This window comes from Pseudomonadota bacterium, assembly GCA_026388315.1.
Lineage (GTDB): Bacteria > Desulfobacterota > Syntrophorhabdia > Syntrophorhabdales > Syntrophorhabdaceae > MWEV01.
The window spans coordinates 17,278-34,258 of record JAPLKA010000129.1 but is presented as its reverse complement, the minus strand read 5'-3'; the positions used below and the strand labels follow the sequence as shown (position 1 = coordinate 34,258).

Sequence of the window (16,981 nt, the reverse complement as noted above, 5' to 3'; positions counted from 1 at the left end):
TGAATGTCGGGCTTTGCCCGAATTGTAAAGAGCCCAAACTGCCGCATATTGTTTGTCCGAAATGCGGCTACTACAAAGGTAAAAAATATCTTAAAGTAGAAGAATTATAACATCAATGGTAAAGATAGCGGTTGATGCGATGGGAGGGGATTTTGCCCCCCATGCTGTTGTGAAAGGGGCAGAACTGGCATGCAGGGAGGGGTTGGCTGATGTAGTCCTTCTGGGCGATGAAAATGTTATAAGGCCCTTAATAGGTAATTCAGAAGGTATTGAAATTGTCCATACCTCAACATATGTGGAGATGGATGTATCTCCTTCAACTGCCCTGAGGAAAAAAAGAGAATCTTCCATGAATAAGGCCTTTGAGTTACTCAAGGAAGATAAAGTGCAGGGTGTTGTTACGGCGGGCAATTCCGGAGCGGCAATGGCTTTTGCCATCTTTACGCTTGGGAGGTTTCAGTCAGTTGACAGACCTGCGATAGCAACGTTAAACCCGAACGTAAAAGGCGGTATATCGATCCTTCTTGATGCGGGAGGAAATGTTGATTGTAAGCCCGGACATCTTGCCCAGTTTGCTGTTATGGGCGATGCCTTTGCAAGGAGTGTTCTTGGAATTGAGGCTCCGCGGGTTGGCATCCTGAGTAATGCGGAAGAAGAGACGAAGGGGAATGAGCTGACAAGGGAAGCGCATGCCATTGTGAAAGACCTTGATTTAAATTATATCGGGTATGTGGAAGGCATGGATATGTATAAAGGCAATGCTGATGTCGTTGTGACAGACGGTTTTGTAGGGAATGTAGTCTTGAAGGTAAGTGAGGGTGTGGCAGAGGTATTAATGACATTTTTCAAAGATAATATCGGTAAAAGTCTCCGGGGAAAGATCGGTTATTTTTTTATGAAGGATGTGTTCAAAGAGCTTCGCCGGAGAATAGATTTTTCCGAATACGGTGGGGCGCCCCTTCTCGGGGTAGATGGTGTCTGCGTCATATGTCACGGAAGATCAAATGAAAAGGCCATAAAGAACGCCATTGGAATGGCAAAGGGTTTTGTAGAAAAAGGATTAAATAATGCCATCAAAGAGAAAATACAAAGTTATCAGTCACTTCAGCGGATAAAGGAGAGATGAAATGGATTACTTCTTAACAGAAGAACAAAAGCATATTCAAACATTGGCCCGAAGGATTGCAGAGGAAAAGGTTGTCCCCATAAGGGCGGAACTTGATGAAAAACAGGAATTTCCATGGAGTATTATGAAAACCTGTGCGGAAACAGGTCTTTTTGGTGTAAATATACCCGAAGAATACGGAGGAATAGGCGGTGGAACCTTTGAGAACTGTATTGTTGTCGAGGAATTGAGCAGGGCGTGCCTCGGTGTTTCAGTGAGTTATGCGGCGAGTCTTCTCGGTGCATATCCTATTCTGCTTGGTGGTTCAGAAGAACAGAAAAAGAAATATATTCCTGAGATAGCGAGTGGAAGGAAACTCGGGGCTTTCGGGTTGACCGAGGCAAACGCAGGAAGTGATGCTCAGGGTATAAGGACCGAGGCAAAAAAGGTTGGAAATGAATATATCCTTAACGGCACAAAGCAGTGGATTACAAACGGCGGAGAGGCAGAGATTTACAGTGTTGTAGCAATGACCGACAAAAGCAAAGGCGGGAGAGGCGCAACAGCCTTTATTGTTGAAAAGGGCATGGAAGGTTTTTCGTTTGGAAAAAAGGAGAACAAGCTTGGTATCAGGGCTTCTGCGACACGAGAGCTTGTATTTCAGGATTGCAAAGTTCCTAAAGAAAATGTTATAGGTAGGGAGGGATTGGGTTTTATCCTTGTCATGAGGACCTTTGACAGAACGAGGCCCGGCATAGGAGCCCAGGCAGTGGGAGTTGCCCAGGGTGCGCTGGAGGCAGCAGTAAGTTACGCGAGGGTAAGGGAACAGTTCGAAAGGAAAATCATCTCATTCCAGGCAATTCAGCATATGCTTGCCGACATGGCAATGCAGGTTGAAGCTGCCCGCGCCCTTGTGTATGCGGTTGCCAGGCATATTGACAGCAATCCAAAGGATTTTTCAAAGGTTTCGGCCATGGCCAAGGTTTTCCCGAGTGATGTAGCGATGAAGGTAACCGTCGATGCGATCCAGATATTTGGAGGCTACGGTTACATGAAGGAATATCCTGTTGAAAAGATGATGAGGGATGCAAAAATACTCCAGATTTATGAAGGTACAAATCAGATTCAGAGAAACGTAATTTCCCTCGAACTCATTAAAGAGGCGGCATCGAAGAGGAAAAAGTAAAGACAGTTTTGAGTTTTGAGTTTTGAGTTGTAAATTAAGATCAAAATAAAAAGCTCATAATAACATGTGGAGAGATGTATGAAGAGAGTAGGTGTTGTTTTTCCGGGGCAGGGTTCACAACATGTTGGTATGGGGAAAAAACTCTACGACCAATTTGATAGTGTCAAACAACTGTTTAAAATGGCAGATGATATACTTGATTTCCCCATCACAAACCTGTGCTTTGAGGGACCCGAGGACGAGTTAAGACAGACGTACAATACCCAGCCTTCTTTGCTCATGGTAAGTTATGCTGTCTGGCAGGTACTGGAGAAAGAGACAGGCATTAAGCCATTTCTTTTTGCCGGGCACAGTCTCGGCGAATATACGGCTTTGCTTGCCAGTGGTTTTTTTACCTTTGAGGATGCATTAAAGATAACCAGGAAGAGAGGCCTGCTCATGGAGGATGCCTGCCCCAAAGGAAAAGGTGGCATGGTGGCTCTGATTGGTGCAGTCATGGATAAAGTAGAACCTGTTTTGAAAGAGGTTTCTCATGGCGATTATGTTGCTGTGCCGGCTAATCTCAATTCTTCCGAGCAGGTTGTATTGTCAGGGGATGTTGATGCCCTGAAAGAAAGCGTAGAGAGGTTAAAGGGTATAGGGTACAGGAAGGCAGTTTTTTTAAATGTTTCAGGCCCTTTTCATAGCCCGCTCATGGGGAAAGCTGCAGAGAAATTAAAAGAAGAGTTGAGCAAAATTTCAAAAAACGATATGCTTATGCCCGTTGTTTGTAACGTGGATGCTGTTCCTGAACAGGATAAGAATAGAATCCAGGACAAGCTTTACAGACAGATGTTTTCACCTGTTTTATGGGAAAGTTGTGTAAAGAGAATGGCAAAAGAAGGTGTGGAGGTGTTTTTGGAGGTGGGCCCGCAGAAGGTCCTTTCGAATCTGATAAAGAGAATAGCGCCGGATATTCCATGCTACAACGTGGAAGAAATTGAGGATATTGAAGCATTGAAAGGAGCTATATCGTGAAAGACACCATTACAATAGTTACCGGTGGTTCGCAGGGTATCGGCAGATGTATAGCAGAGTTTCTTGCAGAAAAAGGCGGGAATATCGCCATATTTGATATTCTTGATGGAAATGAAGCAGTAGAAGTGATGCGTTCAAAGGGGGTGTCTGCCGAGTTTTTTAGTGTGGATGTGTCAGATTTTCATGCTGTTGAAGAGGGCGTTGAAAATGTGTTAAAAAAGATGGGAAAGATTAATAACCTGGTGAATAATGCAGGGATTACTATAGACAAGTTGTTATTACGGATGAAGGAAGACGATTGGGACAGGGTAATGCAGGTAAACCTTAAAAGTGTTTTTAACTGCACCAGGTTTGTTATCAGACACATGTTGAAGACGGGCGGCTCTATTGTAAATATCTCATCCATTGCAGGCGTCATGGGGAATGCCGGCCAGGCAAACTATGCTGCAAGCAAGGCAGGCATTATCGGTTTTACAAAAACTGTTGCAAAGGAATACGGGGAGAGGGGAATCAGGGTAAACGCAATTGCCCCTGGATTTATTAAAACGAAAATGACGGATGCTTTAGATGACAGGGCAAAAGAAGAGATGCTAAAAGCAATTCCTATGAAAAAATTTGGTGACCCCTTGAATGTGGCTTATGTGGTATATTTCCTGCTTTCAGATTACGGAAGTTATATTACAGGGGAGGTGATAAATGTTAACGGTGGTTTGCATATGTAATAATGGCCGGCAACTAATGGCTGTTTTTAAAAAATTAGGAGGTGACTATAATGACAGTAACTGAAAAAGTAAAGAAGATGATCGTCGAGCAACTCGGAGTGAGTGAAGCTGAAGTGATCCCCGAAGCGAAGTTTATTGATGACCTTGGGGCAGATTCTCTTGATATCGTAGAACTTATCATGGCACTCGAGGATGAATATGGCATTGAAATCCCGGATGAAGATGCAGAAAAAATGGAGACAGTCGGGGATGCCATAAGATACATCGAAGAACATCTGGTGAATAAATAAAATAAGAGGTGGATACGTTGAAAAGAAGAGTCGTTGTGACAGGGGTTGGTCTTGTTACACCTCTCGGTGTAGGTATAGACAATGTATGGAAGAGAATTCTCAATGGTGAGTCAGGAATAGCCCCAACAACAAGGTTTGATGTGACCCGGCACGATACAAAGTTTGCCGGGGAGGTCAGAGATTTTAAGGCTGAGGATTATATTTCACCAAAAGAGATTAAAAGAATAGACCTTTTCATCCAGTATGCCCTTGCTGCAACAAAGATAGCCATTGAAGATTCCGGACTCGATATGAGCAAAGAGAATGCTGAAAGGGCAGGGGTTGTTGTAGGTACGGGTCTCGGAGGATTACCGACCCTCGAAAAATATCACAGCATCCTGTTAGAAAGAGGGCCCGGAAGGATCTCACCCTTTTTTATTCCTATGCTTATAGCAAATGAGGCACCCGGACATATAGCTATCCAGCATGGGATGAAGGGTCCGAATCTATGTATTGTGACCGCCTGTGCAACAGGCTCACATTGCATAGGAGAGTCTCTAAGGATTATCCAGTATGGCGATGCAGATGTGATGGTGGCAGGAGGTACAGAGGCAAATCTTACCCCTCTAACTGTTGGAGGCTTCAATGCCATGAAGGCACTTTCCACGAGAAACGATGCGCCGGAAAAGGCATCACGCCCCTTTGAAAAGGACCGGGATGGTTTTGTTGTTGCAGAAGGCAGCGGCATCATCATTATGGAAGAGCTTGAACATGCTTTGAAAAGAGGCGCCAGAATATATGCGGAAATCGTTGGATACGGATATAACGGGGATGCATACCACATAACGGCACCAAGTCCAGATGGGGAAGGTTTTATACGTTGTATAAGAATGGCCTTGAGGGATGCAGGAATGCCGCCGGAAGAGGTAGATTATATCAATGCACACGGTACATCGACGGAATTAAATGATTATACAGAAACGCTTGCCATAAAAGAAGTTTTTAAAGAAAAGGCGTATAAAATCCCTGTCAGTTCTACCAAATCGATGACAGGCCATTTACTGGGTGCGGCAGGGGCGGTGGAGGCTGTTTTTTCTATCCTGAGCATAAGGGATCAGGTATGTCCCCCCACGATTAATTATGAGACACCCGACCCTCAATGTGACCTCGACTACGTACCAAATAAGGCAAGGAGCCACACAATAAATGTAGTCCTTTCGAATTCATTCGGGTTTGGCGGCACCAATTCCACGCTTATTTTCAGGAGACCTGTGTTTTGAAGTTAGCCATAGGATCTGACCATGCCGGCTTTGAGCTGAAAGAATATATCAAACGTGTGTTAGCGACAAAAGGATACGCACTTATTGATGCAGGTACCGATACAAGCAACTCGGTTGATTATTCCGATTTTGGTTTTAAGGTTGCGAACCTTGTATCCGGGGGAGAGGTTGATAGGGGAATCCTCATATGTGGTACGGGTGTTGGCATGAGCATTGTGGCGAACAAGGTAAAAGGGATCAGAGCTTCATTAGCTTTTGATCTGTACACTGCCATGCAGAGCCGGAAACACCTCGATGCCAATATACTTGTTCTTGGCTCCAGGGTTACTGGCCAAGGGCTTGCAGAAGAGATTGTAAATGTCTGGCTCAATACATTATTCGAAGGCGGCAGGCACGAAAAGAGAATTGAGAAGATAATGCAATATGAAGCGGAGCATTTGAAGTAACGAGAAAACAAGGAAAATCATAGAAGAAATGAAACTTGCAGAGAAAGACAGCGAAATATACAGGCTCATAAGAAAGGAAACCGAAAGGGAAGAATACAGCCTTATCCTTATAGCATCCGAGAATTACGTAGATGAAGAAATCCTTGAGGCACAGGGCTGTGTGTTAACAAATAAATATGCTGAAGGGTATCCCACAAAGCGGTACTACAGCGGGTGCACATTTTACGATGAGATAGAAGATATTGCCATAGAAAGGGCGAAGGCATTATTTAAGGCTGAACATGCAAATGTCCAGCCGCACTCCGGTTCCTCTGCAAACATGGCTGTTTTTTATGCTGTCCTCAACATAGGCGATACAATCCTCGGTATGGATATAGCCCACGGCGGACACCTTACCCATGGTGCAAAAGTGAGTTTTTCAGGCAAGTTTTACAGGGCGCTCGGCTATACCGTTTCAAGCAAAGACGAGATACTGGACTATGATGAGATCAGGCGAATTGCCCTTCGTGAAAAACCAAAGATGATCATTGCCGGTGCAAGTGCCTACCCGAGGATTATTGATTTTAAAAAATTCAGAGAGATTGCAGACGAAGCAGGCGCCTATCTCATGGCAGATATTGCGCATATTGCAGGTCTTGTGGTTGCCGGATGGCACCAGAGCCCCGTAGAATATGCAGATTTTGTTACTACAACGACACACAAAACGCTCCGTGGACCACGGGGAGGCTTGATACTCTGCAAAAAACAATTTGCAAAAAAAATTGACTCTGCTGTTTTTCCTGGTATCCAGGGCGGGCCACTCATGCATGTGATTGCCGCAAAGGCCGTTGCGTTAAAAAATGCCATGAGTGAGGAGTTCAAAGAATATCAGGCACAGATCATACGTAATGCTAAATACCTGAGTAACTGCATGCAAAAGCGTGGTTACAGAATGGTGTCAGGCGGAACCGACAATCATCTTTTTCTCGTCGACCTGTTGTCAAGCAAGGGAATAACGGGAATGGTGGCACAGGAGGCCCTTGAGAGAAGCGGTATTATGGTGAATAAAAACCTGATCCCCTTTGATACCAAGAGCCCTAATGTGGCAAGCGGTATCAGAATAGGGACTCCGGCAATAACAACCCGAGGGATGAAAGAAAACGAGATGGAATTAATATGTGATCTCATCGATAGAGCATTGAAAGAAATTGACAATGAATCGTTACACCTTGAAATAAAAGAAGAAGTAAAAGCCTTATGTAAGAAGTTCCCCTTTTATTCCCGCATATATCAGATATGAAAAAAGATCGCCCTACATGGGATGTTTACTTCATGGAGATTGCGGGAATAGTATCGAAAAGGTCTACATGTAAAAGAAGAAATGTCGGGGCAGTAGCGGTAAAAGACAAAAGAATTCTCTCAACCGGTTATAATGGTGCCCCAATTGGTTTAACACATTGCATCGACTCCGGATGCTTGCGGGAAAGATTAAATGTAGCATCAGGAGAGAGACATGAGTTATGCAGAGGCTTACATGCCGAACAGAATGCCATCATTCAGGCTGCATACCACGGTGTCAGTATAAATGGAGCCGACATCTATTCGACACACCTTCCATGTTCAATATGCATAAAAATGATTATCAACGCCGGGATTACAAGGGTTTTTTATCTTGACGGTTATTCTGATGATCTCGCCATGGAACTTGTAAATGAATCGGGAATAGTTTTGAAGAAAGTGGAAATGAAAACATGAAATGTCCTTACTGTGATGATTCAGAGAGTAAAGTCCTTGATTCAAGAGTAAGCAAGGAACTGGATGCCATACGAAGGCGCCGGGAGTGTCTTAAATGCGGAAAACGCTTTACCACAGCTGAGCGGATTGAAGAAGGCCTTCCCCTTGTTATAAAAAAAGATGGGCGGAGGGAAGTTTTTGACAGGGCAAAAATTTTAAATGGCTTAAAGAAGGCATGCGAGAAGAGGCCAATCAGTATAACGAATCTTGAAAAAATAGTCTCACGGATTGAGTATAATCTCCTCGAAAAGGGCGAGAGGGAAATAAAAGGTGCAGAGATTGGCGAAATGGTGATGGAAGAGCTAAGAAAGCTTGATGAAGTGGCATATGTAAGATTCGCTTCAGTATACAGGCAGTTCAGGGATATAAATGAGTTTATGGAAGAGTTGAAAGACCTTCTCATAAAAAAAGGGGAACAATAGTAAAGAGTCAATTGAGGGGTTAATGATGTGAAAGAAGAAGAATATATGCGCATGGCGCTTTCCCTTGCTAAAAGAGGTATTGGTTCAACATCCCCGAATCCGATGGTAGGCGCGGTTTTAGTAAAATCGAAAAAGATCATCGGTAAGGGTTATCATAAAAAGGCAGGCCTTCCTCATGCAGAGGTGAATGCTATTGCCGATGCGAAAGGAGAGGCGCTGGGTTCGGCGCTTTATATAAATCTCGAGCCATGTACGCATACCGGAAGAACACCCCCCTGTGTTGATGCAATTAAAAAGGCAGGGATTAAAAAGGTAGTAATCTCAATGCTTGACCCGAATCCGAATGTAAACGGAAAAGGCGTTGAAGCGCTGAGAAAGGCAGATATTGATATAAAAGTAGGCCTTCTTGAAGAGGAAGCACGAAAGTTAAATGAATCGTTTGTTGTTTATATGGAAAAAAAGAGACCCTTTTTCACCATGAAGGCCGCTGTAAGCCTTGATGGTAAAATTGCTACGAAAACATGCGATTCGAAATGGATTTCAAATGAAGAATCGAGAAAATATGTAAACAGACTGCGGTCCATGACGGATGGTATAATGGTTGGCATTAATACGGTTATTACCGATAATCCTTTACTTGTACCAAGGGTATTGAAGTCAAACAGGACTCCTGTCCGTATTATTCTTGATTCTAAGCTCAGGATACCTTTGTCCTGTGATATTGTTAAAACCTCAGAGAAGTATAAAACCTGGATATTTACCTCAGAAGAATCAAGGCATGATAAGAGCAGTAAGCTGAGTTCGCTGGGTGTGGAGATTATCGGGGTTCCCAAAGAGGAGAGCGGAAGGGTATCGTTGAAACACGTGTGTGAAGAACTATATAGAAGAGAGATCGTGAACGTTCTTGTTGAGGGTGGTGGCGAAACAAACAGCAGTCTTCTGAGAGAAGGGCTCATGGATAAAATCCTCTTGTTCTATGCCCCTATTATCATAGGCGGCAAGGGCGCATTAAACCTTATAGGCGGTAAAGGGATAGATTTTTTAAAAGATGCACATAAAATTGATATATCCGCAATTAAACGGTTTAAAGAGGATATATATATAGAGGGATATGTTCACAGGGATTATTGAGGATATTGGAAAAATAGTCGGTATCAACAGGACGGGCGGAAAGTGGGAGCTTAAGGTTGCCACAAAACTCCTGAACGGAGGCGTACGGGAAGGCGATAGTGTAGCAATTGATGGCGTCTGTTTAACGGCAACAAAGGTGGAGAATGATATGCTCCATGCCGATGCCTCACTTGAAACGTTAAAATTGACGACACTCCAGCATAAAAAGGCGGGAAGCAGGGTGAATATTGAAAGGGCGATAAGTGCCGGTGGAAGATTCGGCGGCCATTTTGTCATGGGTCATATCGATGGGATGGGAACGATAGTCAATATGAAGAAAGAAGGGGATTCGATAAAGCTGGAGGTGGAAATTCCCCCGGATGCTTCTCAATATCTTGTTAAGAAGGGATCTATTGCCATAGACGGAATAAGTTTGACTGTAAACGAGCAACATGGTAATATTATTACAGTTAATATAATTCCATACACGGCCTCTAAAACTACAATAGGCGATAGAAGCCTTCGTGATAAGGTAAACATAGAAGCCGACATTATTGGTAAATATGTACAGAGTTTTGTAAATAAGGACCAGTGTAAGGGTGTAGACATGAATTTCCTTTACGAACATGGTTTTGCAAAAGGGGATTAAGAAATGGCGATTTCGAGAATTGAAGATATTATTGACGATGTTCGTGAAGGCAAAATGGTCATCATTGTTGATGATGAAGACAGGGAAAATGAAGGGGATGTAATGGTTGCCGCAGAGAAAGCAACTCCTGAGGCAATAACATTTATGGCAAGATATGCCTGTGGACTTATATGTCTCTCCCTGACCGAGGAAAGGGCAAGGCGCCTCGATCTTCCCCTCATGGTTCAGGAGAACACCTCTCCGTATAACACTGCCTTTACGGTATCAATAGAGGCAAAAGAAGGGGTGACCACCGGGATTTCTGCCTATGACAGGGCAAAGACGATACTGGTGGCCATAGACGATGAAGCTACGGCTGATGACCTGGCAAGACCAGGCCATATCTTCCCGCTCATGGCACGAAATGGAGGGGTGCTTGTCAGGGTCGGACATACCGAAGCATCGATGGACCTGGCAAAGCTTGCAGGGCTGAAACCTTCGGGAGTTATATGCGAGGTTATGAAGGAAGACGGTACTATGGCACGACTTCCAGACCTGGAGATATTTGCAGAAAAACACGGATTGAAAATTGTCAGCATTGCAGATTTGATTAAATATAAGACAAAGAATGAGAAATTAGTGAGGCGCGTTACTGAAACGAGGATCCCCACGCGGTACGGTGGTGAATTCAGGCTCATATGCTATGAGAACGACTTAGATAAAAAGACGCACCTGGCACTTGTAAAAGGTGATATTTCACCGGATGATAACGTTCTCGTGAGGGTTCATTCTGAATGTTTTACCGGAGACGTGCTCGGGTCAATGCGATGCGATTGCGGTGATCAACTGCATTCTGCATTGAAAATGATCGAAAAGGAGGGCAAAGGTGTCTTTCTTTACATGAGGCAGGAGGGCAGGGGGATCGGACTGTTGAATAAACTGAAAGCGTATAACCTTCAAGACCTTGGGCACGATACAGTTGAGGCGAATATTGCCCTTGGTTTTTCCCCGGATTTAAGGGATTATGGCATTGGCGCCCAGATATTAAATGACATTGGTGTAAGAAAGATGAGATTGCTCACAAATAATCCAAGGAAGATAAAGGGACTTGAAGGGTATGGGCTTACTGTTGCTGAGAGAGTTCCCCTTGAAATATCACCCACAAAAGACAATATTGCATATCTGAAGACCAAGCAGAAGAAGCTTGGCCATATTTTAAATAACCTGTAAGGAGCATATATGATAAGAGAAGGCAAGCTTAATGCAAAGGGATTTAAATTTGCCATTGTGGTGAGCAGATTTAATAGCTTTATCACGGAAAGGCTTCTTGAAGGCGCGCTCGATGCCTTAAAAAGACATGGCGCCGATGAAAAAAAGATTGATATATACAAGATTCCAGGCTCATTCGAAATACCGCTTATGGCAAAGTTACTCGCTAAGAAAAAGGATATTGATGCTGTTATTTGTCTCGGCACTGTTATAAAAGGCGCAACATCTCATTTCCATTATGTTGCATCAGAGGTTGCCAAAGGTATAGCCCAGGTTTCCCTTGAGTTTGATAAGCCTGTTGCATTTGGCATTATAACCAGCGAAAATATTGAACAGGCAATAGAAAGGGCCGGTACAAAGTCCGGGAATAAAGGATATGATGCAGCCATTACCGCCATTGAGATGGTGAATCTTATAAAGGATAATGCTTTGTGCGCAGAAGAAAATCCAGGGAATTAGCTTTGAGGATGCTGTATCAGTTAGAAACCAACAGTTCAAATCCAGAGCTTGCATTAGAAAATTACTGCAATATCTTTCCCTATCAGCAGGATGTAGTCGATTATGCCGAATCGTTGATGCTTGGCGTCAAAAAGGATAGGGAAATTATAGACACATATATTCAGGATGCCAGTGAGCATTGGAAGATCAACAGAATCGCCTTTGTTGATAAAAACATTTTGAGAATCGGTATTTATGAGATGCTGTTCTCTGATGATGTTCCTCCCAAAGTTGCCATTGATGAAGCGATAGAGCTGGCAAAAAAGTATGGAAATGAAGACTCCGGAAATTTTATCAACGGTGTTCTGGATAGGGTTTTTAAGGACTATTATAAGAAGCCATGCCTCACATAATCATCGATGGATATAATTATATACACAGAATAAGGTCTTCAAGTATACCGGCTGATACAAATATGGATATGATCCGGAGGGTTTTCCTGGATAAATTTGTTCAATATAAGAAACAAAAAGGTATGAGAATAACCGTTGTTTTTGACGCCTACAATAGCTTTTCCACTGGAAGGCAAAGAGAGAATTATAAGGGTATTGACGTTGTATATTCGAGGGAGAATGAGACTGCTGACGATGTCATGATAGGGTGGATACGCGAGAAGAAGGCAGGTATGGTCATAGTAACCTCTGATCGTGCTATAATTGATGAGGCAAAAAGATACGGGGTTGCCTTTGTTGTACCGGCCAAACTGGAAATGATGATTTTTCAAGTGGGTATCAGCAAGGATGAAGAAGCGGTCGAGGAAGAGGCATATTCTGTCAGGAAAAAAGGTAACCCGAGAAAACTCCCGAAGAAATTGAGGAAAGCGTCAAAGGTTATCAGTAAAATTTAATAAACATCTTGACACCAAAGGAAAAAAAATCTAAATATTTACCAAAAAAATAAATAAATGAGAGGGAATCATGTTAGTAAAAGACATAATGGTTTACAATGTAGTTACAGTTTCCAGCGATACTTATGCGCTTGATGCGGAGAGAATTATGGTGTTTCACGGGATCGGCAGATTACCGGTTGTTGACAAGGGGATGTTAGTTGGACTGATCACAAAAGATGATATTCTGAAAGCGAGCCCTTCTACAGCGACACCAGCAAACCAGAGACAGCTTTTTTATCTCATGTCAAAACTTACCGTAAAAGAAATTATGAAAACGAATGTTTTGACTGTTTCACCGGACACGACTATCGAGAAAGCAGTGGCTATAGCACAAAAGAATAAGGTTGGCTGTCTCCCTGTGGTTGAAGGGGACAGGCTTATAGGCATAATATCCTCAACGGACGCCTTCAATAAAATACTCTACCCGCTTTTGGGGATTGGAGCCACCGGTACACGTATCATTGTTTATGGCGCCGGAGCAAGAGAAGAATCTCATAAGGTTATGGATGTAATAATCAAAGCAGGCTTAAAGGTAAAAACATTCTGGATTCCACCAGATCAGGACAAATTTGACCTTGTGCTGCATCTTGAAACGGATGACGCAACCTCCATCATGAAAGAGTTAAGAGACCTCGGTTACACAGTTGATTTAAGGGAATATACAGCGTAGCAGACAAAAAAACAGGGTTCGAGGGGTCAAGGGTTCGAGGGGTCAAGGGTTCGAGGGGTCAAGGGTTTTTAACTCCTCATTCCTTACTCCTTACTGCTTTTGTTTGGTTCGATCCATTTACCCATGTCTTTGTAGGGAATGGAATTTTTAAGTATTTCCTTCCTTTTTTCAAGAAACCTGTTTTTCATCCCCTTCAGCCATTCCCTGTGGGTGTTCATATGTTCAGGGGGTCCTAATATACCCCCGTCTTTTATTTTAAATCTACTTCCCTGATTGTCCACGAAAAAATGACTGTGACACAATGTGCAAATGAATCTTTCTTTTTCTATTCTTACAATGTCGCACCCGCAATAAGGGCAACCGGATTTACTCTTTACCTCTTTATCGGAAAACAACATTCCGGCCAATGTTTCTGCCTTTTGCCTGTTCCCTGTGTCCATCAGAATTTCGCCTGGAAGAGCTGCTTTAATGTTCGCGCTTTCTTTAATGTTTAAACAGAGGAATGATGCGAAGGTCATCAGCGTTTGCGGAGAGATGCCTATTCTGTCTTCAATGCCGTAAATATTTATAAGAATGCAAGGTTTATTGTAGGTTTTTTCAATATAATTGTAAAAAAGGAATCCCCTGTCGAGTATCCTTTTAAAGATGCTGTGAGCGCCGAGATAATAGACCGGTGTAGCAACAAGGATTGCATCGGATCGTGTGATTGATTCCAGCAGAAAATCCATATCGTCTTTATTCGGACATGGGTTTCCCATGATACACCCATAACAGGCATGGCAGGGGAGTATATTCAGTGAAGGCAACCTTATGAGGTTCAGCTCATGAGGAACCTCTATTTTGCTGGATATCTCTTTGATAAATACCTCACAATTGCCGAGTTTGCGGGGAGAACCGACAAGGCCGAGAATCTGTTTTGAGTGTTGCGTGTTGCGTGTTGAGTTTTTATTTTCCATAATTTACCTTCACTCTTAGTTCTATTTCTTTAGTCTTTATTTCATATATTTTTTCGCGGCACTCCATATATATATCAAAGGCCATCAATGCAATTCTGTCTATTCTCTGTTCAAACTCAAGCAATTCTTCAAATATTTCTGCCTCATTATCTTTGACCCCTGACCCCTGACCCCTGACCCCTTGAAACCTGTCTTTCGTCGTTTCTTCCCTTACCGCCTCCTTGAGGAGAAAAACGAACCCAATGGCTTCAGATGGAGTAAAATCCTGAACCGCTCTTATCTTAATGATGCTTTCGAGCGCCGTATGTAATTTGTTTGAATTCATTTCCCCTGTAAGCTCGTCGAAAATGGTCTCTATTTCATTTTGTATGGTATATCCAACTGGATTTAAAAATCTGTCTTTTTCCCGTTTTAATAGTTGAGATGTTGCGGGAGGGTAGGTGCCGGCAATGAGGTTAAAACATCTCTCGGAGATTGCCTTTTTCTTTTGTTTTATTTTGTCCTGTAAGCTCATAATCAGTTGTTGTGTTGCGGTAACCCAGTGTTTATATGAACCTCTCGAATCTTTCCTGTTTTGCCTTGCATATGGGACACACCTCAGGAGGATTTTCTCTGGCACATAAGTATCCGCATACCTTGCATCTCCAGACAGGATAGGATAGAGAGGGGTTAACACCCTTAGGATTATTCGCTTTGCCCTTTTTCCTCTCTTCTATTGGTGGTCTCCTCTCTGGGATGGGAGAGACTTTCCTCTCCCCGCCGACAACCGCCTTAGAAACATAGAGGGCACAATAACAGGCGCCGTATTCGTTGAGGTCCTGGTCCCTGTAATCACAGGGGCATATAATGTCGAGGTCGTCTGCTTTATTTCCAGCGGCAAGCCTGCATGGACATGAAGAATATCCATACCTTTTCTGGTTGGTAATGAGACCGCTGATAAGCGCTTTTGTAAATTCTATGTCAGGGTTGAGGTAGTATCCTGATGATCCGGCGTCTTTTGATAGTTTTTCGTAGAGCGTATCGACATCTTTTGGGTCAATTTCGTTTTCGTGAATCATCGTCCCATCGCTTCCTTGATCCTTTTATCATCATAACCGACTATGCATGTTTCATTATTGATTACGAGGGAAGGGAATGAGCATCTCGGATTCCAGCGCTTCAGGTCTTCCAGGGTTTTTTCCTTCTCTTCCCCTTCGAGGCTGTCCATGTCCACATAGTCGTAACCTACACCGAGATCGCTGAGAAGCTTTTTCGTCATTTTGCACCAGATGCAGGTGCTCAGAGTATACAGAGACAATTTTACTTTGTCGTCTCCGTCAATATGCTTCATTATCATAAATAGCCCTCCTCATGATTTTTACTCTTCCCTCGCTATTATAGCATTTTTACTTTTAAGAGTGGTCTGATTTTTTCAACACAAGAGTCAAGCCGGAGCTGATATTGACCCTGTTTATGTGATGTAAGATGCTTTGGGCCTGTTGCCCAAACATTGTTTTCGCAGGAACACTGTTGTTGCTCACCGTGTTCGCAATTAAACCTTACGCTCCCTGCTTCGCTGCGCTTTTTACCGCACCCGCAAGCGGGTACCCGAGGCTCGAATTTCACTCAATTTCGCAAATTCGTCCCGAAATAACGGGACTCAGACATGCGTACGGTTTCATTGCGAGCATTGTCGAGCAACATTGCCCTTCGGGGCGTTTATTCTCGCCGAGTGGGTACCCAAAAATGCTCGAAGGCGCGACTCGCGAAACGGGTTCCAGCGACGAAGGAGCTGCAAAGTTCTTCCTGCTCATATTCCATTATTATTGTTATATGTATATTTGGGCAACAGGCCCCTTTTAGTGGACACCAAAGTTGATGGGTGAGCTTTGCGTTGTGTACATAAGAAAGGCCAATACGGAACGACCGTTTATTACTTAATGATAATGGAGGCGCTGTGGTCAAAGGGGTTGGTTCGCATGGCGAGAGAAAAGAGGTACGGGTAATTGTTTTTCAGATACTGCATGTAATCGAGCCATTCGTTAATGAGAAAATTATAAGCCCTTTTGATATCACCTGCCAGGTGCGTTTTGTCACTTTCCGGGAGATCCGTTAAATTATCTCTGGAAGAAAGTTCTTCAAGAACATGGAATACTGCCCTGAGCAAGTCTGTAAAAGACTGGTGTTCCAGCAGTACAGGATTTTCCAGCAAGCCCAATAAAAACCCCCTTTTATCGAGGAGAAATGTTCTCATGCCTTCAAGGTCAACAAGATGGATATCGACACTATAGTCATAATTTTTGAGGTCCTTGCTGACAGCCAAAAAATTTTCATCAGTCCATGTTGCCTTCACGACCAGTTCTTCCCGTATCTTCTCGAAATTGGGGTCATAGCCGGTGAAGGTGGATAAAAGCTTCATTCCCACCTCACTGAAAAAGACGCCAATGACCATGTTAAGCTTCTCCATGCGGCTTTCAATCTCTCTTTTGGCGAGCATGATTTCCGTGACATTTGCAATAACGCCCAGAAAAATACCTACACCCGTTATAATCAGGACAATTGCGAATAGTTTACCTGCCGGCGTTACAGGGTGAATGTCTCCATATCCCACCGTAGCCACAGTTACAATGACGTAATAGGCTGCATCAAGGAGAGATCTGTCTTCAATTGCCATAAAACCGATTGTGCCGGCGACAATGAGAGAAAAGAAGACAATGAGTAATATTTTCAGGCGTGTCTTGATAGCATGCATCATGTGGATT

General features: G+C 43.3%; 23 protein-coding genes. 18 read left to right on the top strand and 5 right to left on the bottom strand.

All coding sequences use genetic code 11. The features are described from left to right. The 18 genes from rpmF to NTX75_18740 form a co-directional block, all read left to right on the top strand. On the top strand, window positions 1-110 hold a 110-nt coding region (gene rpmF, locus NTX75_18825; protein ID MCX5818271.1), incomplete at its 5' end, for a 50S ribosomal protein L32. Window positions 111-115: 5 nt separating this feature from the next. Further along, window positions 116-1,126: a phosphate acyltransferase PlsX gene (gene plsX / locus NTX75_18820; GenBank protein MCX5818270.1), complete on the top strand. Its 1,011-nt coding sequence runs from the start codon at window positions 116-118 to the stop codon at window positions 1,124-1,126. A gap of 1 nt (window position 1,127) precedes the next feature. Beyond that, window positions 1,128-2,291: an acyl-CoA dehydrogenase family protein gene (locus tag NTX75_18815; GenBank protein MCX5818269.1), complete on the top strand. Its 1,164-nt coding sequence runs from the start codon at window positions 1,128-1,130 to the stop codon at window positions 2,289-2,291. A gap of 78 nt (window positions 2,292-2,369) precedes the next feature. After that, window positions 2,370-3,308, top strand: a complete 939-nt coding sequence (fabD, locus tag NTX75_18810) for an ACP S-malonyltransferase (GenBank protein MCX5818268.1) — start codon at window positions 2,370-2,372, stop codon at window positions 3,306-3,308. Next, a complete protein-coding gene (gene fabG, locus NTX75_18805; GenBank protein ID MCX5818267.1) occupies window positions 3,302-4,030 on the top strand; it encodes a 3-oxoacyl-[acyl-carrier-protein] reductase in 729 nt (242 codons plus the stop codon). The genes fabD and fabG overlap by 7 nt, the downstream gene beginning before the upstream one ends. Window positions 4,031-4,077: 47 nt before the next feature. Continuing rightward, window positions 4,078-4,320, top strand: coding sequence for an acyl carrier protein (gene acpP, locus NTX75_18800; GenBank protein ID MCX5818266.1), 243 nt, complete (start codon window positions 4,078-4,080; stop codon window positions 4,318-4,320). A gap of 17 nt (window positions 4,321-4,337) precedes the next feature. Continuing rightward, window positions 4,338-5,579, top strand: coding sequence for a beta-ketoacyl-ACP synthase II (gene fabF / locus NTX75_18795; protein MCX5818265.1), 1,242 nt, complete (start codon window positions 4,338-4,340; stop codon window positions 5,577-5,579). Then, window positions 5,576-6,025 (top strand): ribose 5-phosphate isomerase B, encoded by a 450-nt coding sequence (rpiB, locus tag NTX75_18790; GenBank protein MCX5818264.1) that lies wholly within the window; start codon window positions 5,576-5,578, stop codon window positions 6,023-6,025. Before fabF ends, rpiB begins: the two co-directional genes overlap by 4 nt. 28 nt (window positions 6,026-6,053) lie before the next feature. Next, complete coding sequence (locus NTX75_18785; GenBank protein MCX5818263.1) at window positions 6,054-7,304, top strand: serine hydroxymethyltransferase; 1,251 nt, start codon at window positions 6,054-6,056, stop codon at window positions 7,302-7,304. Then, window positions 7,301-7,759 carry a cytidine/deoxycytidylate deaminase family protein gene (locus tag NTX75_18780; GenBank protein ID MCX5818262.1) on the top strand — a complete coding sequence of 153 codons (459 nt, stop codon included), beginning with the start codon at window positions 7,301-7,303 and terminating at the stop codon, window positions 7,757-7,759. Before NTX75_18785 ends, NTX75_18780 begins: the two co-directional genes overlap by 4 nt. Beyond that, a complete protein-coding gene (gene nrdR / locus NTX75_18775; GenBank protein MCX5818261.1) occupies window positions 7,756-8,220 on the top strand; it encodes a transcriptional regulator NrdR in 465 nt (154 codons plus the stop codon). Before NTX75_18780 ends, nrdR begins: the two co-directional genes overlap by 4 nt. Window positions 8,221-8,247: 27 nt before the next feature. After that, a complete protein-coding gene (gene ribD / locus NTX75_18770; GenBank protein MCX5818260.1) occupies window positions 8,248-9,351 on the top strand; it encodes a bifunctional diaminohydroxyphosphoribosylaminopyrimidine deaminase/5-amino-6-(5-phosphoribosylamino)uracil reductase RibD in 1,104 nt (367 codons plus the stop codon). Further along, complete coding sequence (locus NTX75_18765; protein ID MCX5818259.1) at window positions 9,332-9,979, top strand: riboflavin synthase; 648 nt, start codon at window positions 9,332-9,334, stop codon at window positions 9,977-9,979. Before ribD ends, NTX75_18765 begins: the two co-directional genes overlap by 20 nt. Window positions 9,980-9,982: 3 nt before the next feature. Beyond that, window positions 9,983-11,188 carry a bifunctional 3,4-dihydroxy-2-butanone-4-phosphate synthase/GTP cyclohydrolase II gene (locus NTX75_18760; protein ID MCX5818258.1) on the top strand — a complete coding sequence of 402 codons (1,206 nt, stop codon included), beginning with the start codon at window positions 9,983-9,985 and terminating at the stop codon, window positions 11,186-11,188. Window positions 11,189-11,197: 9 nt separating this feature from the next. Then, complete coding sequence (gene ribE, locus NTX75_18755) at window positions 11,198-11,686, top strand: 6,7-dimethyl-8-ribityllumazine synthase (protein MCX5818257.1); 489 nt, start codon at window positions 11,198-11,200, stop codon at window positions 11,684-11,686. Further along, window positions 11,659-12,078 carry a transcription antitermination factor NusB gene (gene nusB / locus NTX75_18750; GenBank protein ID MCX5818256.1) on the top strand — a complete coding sequence of 140 codons (420 nt, stop codon included), beginning with the start codon at window positions 11,659-11,661 and terminating at the stop codon, window positions 12,076-12,078. Before ribE ends, nusB begins: the two co-directional genes overlap by 28 nt. Beyond that, window positions 12,066-12,572 carry an NYN domain-containing protein gene (locus NTX75_18745; protein MCX5818255.1) on the top strand — a complete coding sequence of 169 codons (507 nt, stop codon included), beginning with the start codon at window positions 12,066-12,068 and terminating at the stop codon, window positions 12,570-12,572. The genes nusB and NTX75_18745 overlap by 13 nt, the downstream gene beginning before the upstream one ends. A 70-nt stretch (window positions 12,573-12,642) precedes the next feature. Next, window positions 12,643-13,284: a CBS domain-containing protein gene (locus tag NTX75_18740; protein ID MCX5818254.1), complete on the top strand. Its 642-nt coding sequence runs from the start codon at window positions 12,643-12,645 to the stop codon at window positions 13,282-13,284. Window positions 13,285-13,367: 83 nt separating this feature from the next. Here NTX75_18740 and NTX75_18735 read toward each other — a convergent pair whose 3' ends face one another. The 5 genes from NTX75_18735 to NTX75_18715 form a co-directional block, all read right to left on the bottom strand. Next, complete coding sequence (locus NTX75_18735; protein ID MCX5818253.1) at window positions 13,368-14,240, bottom strand: flavodoxin family protein; 873 nt, start codon at window positions 14,238-14,240, stop codon at window positions 13,368-13,370. After that, window positions 14,230-14,859 carry an RsbRD N-terminal domain-containing protein gene (locus NTX75_18730; GenBank protein ID MCX5818252.1) on the bottom strand — a complete coding sequence of 210 codons (630 nt, stop codon included), beginning with the start codon at window positions 14,857-14,859 and terminating at the stop codon, window positions 14,230-14,232. Before NTX75_18730 ends, NTX75_18735 begins: the two co-directional genes overlap by 11 nt. Continuing rightward, window positions 14,786-15,298, bottom strand: a complete 513-nt coding sequence (locus NTX75_18725) for a ferredoxin:glutaredoxin reductase (protein ID MCX5818251.1) — start codon at window positions 15,296-15,298, stop codon at window positions 14,786-14,788. The genes NTX75_18730 and NTX75_18725 overlap by 74 nt, the downstream gene beginning before the upstream one ends. Next, window positions 15,295-15,576: a glutaredoxin family protein gene (locus tag NTX75_18720; protein MCX5818250.1), complete on the bottom strand. Its 282-nt coding sequence runs from the start codon at window positions 15,574-15,576 to the stop codon at window positions 15,295-15,297. Before NTX75_18720 ends, NTX75_18725 begins: the two co-directional genes overlap by 4 nt. Window positions 15,577-16,152: 576 nt before the next feature. Further along, entirely contained in the window at window positions 16,153-16,974 is an 822-nt protein-coding gene (locus tag NTX75_18715) for a potassium channel family protein (protein ID MCX5818249.1), read from the bottom strand. Window positions 16,975-16,981 lie beyond the last annotated feature (7 nt).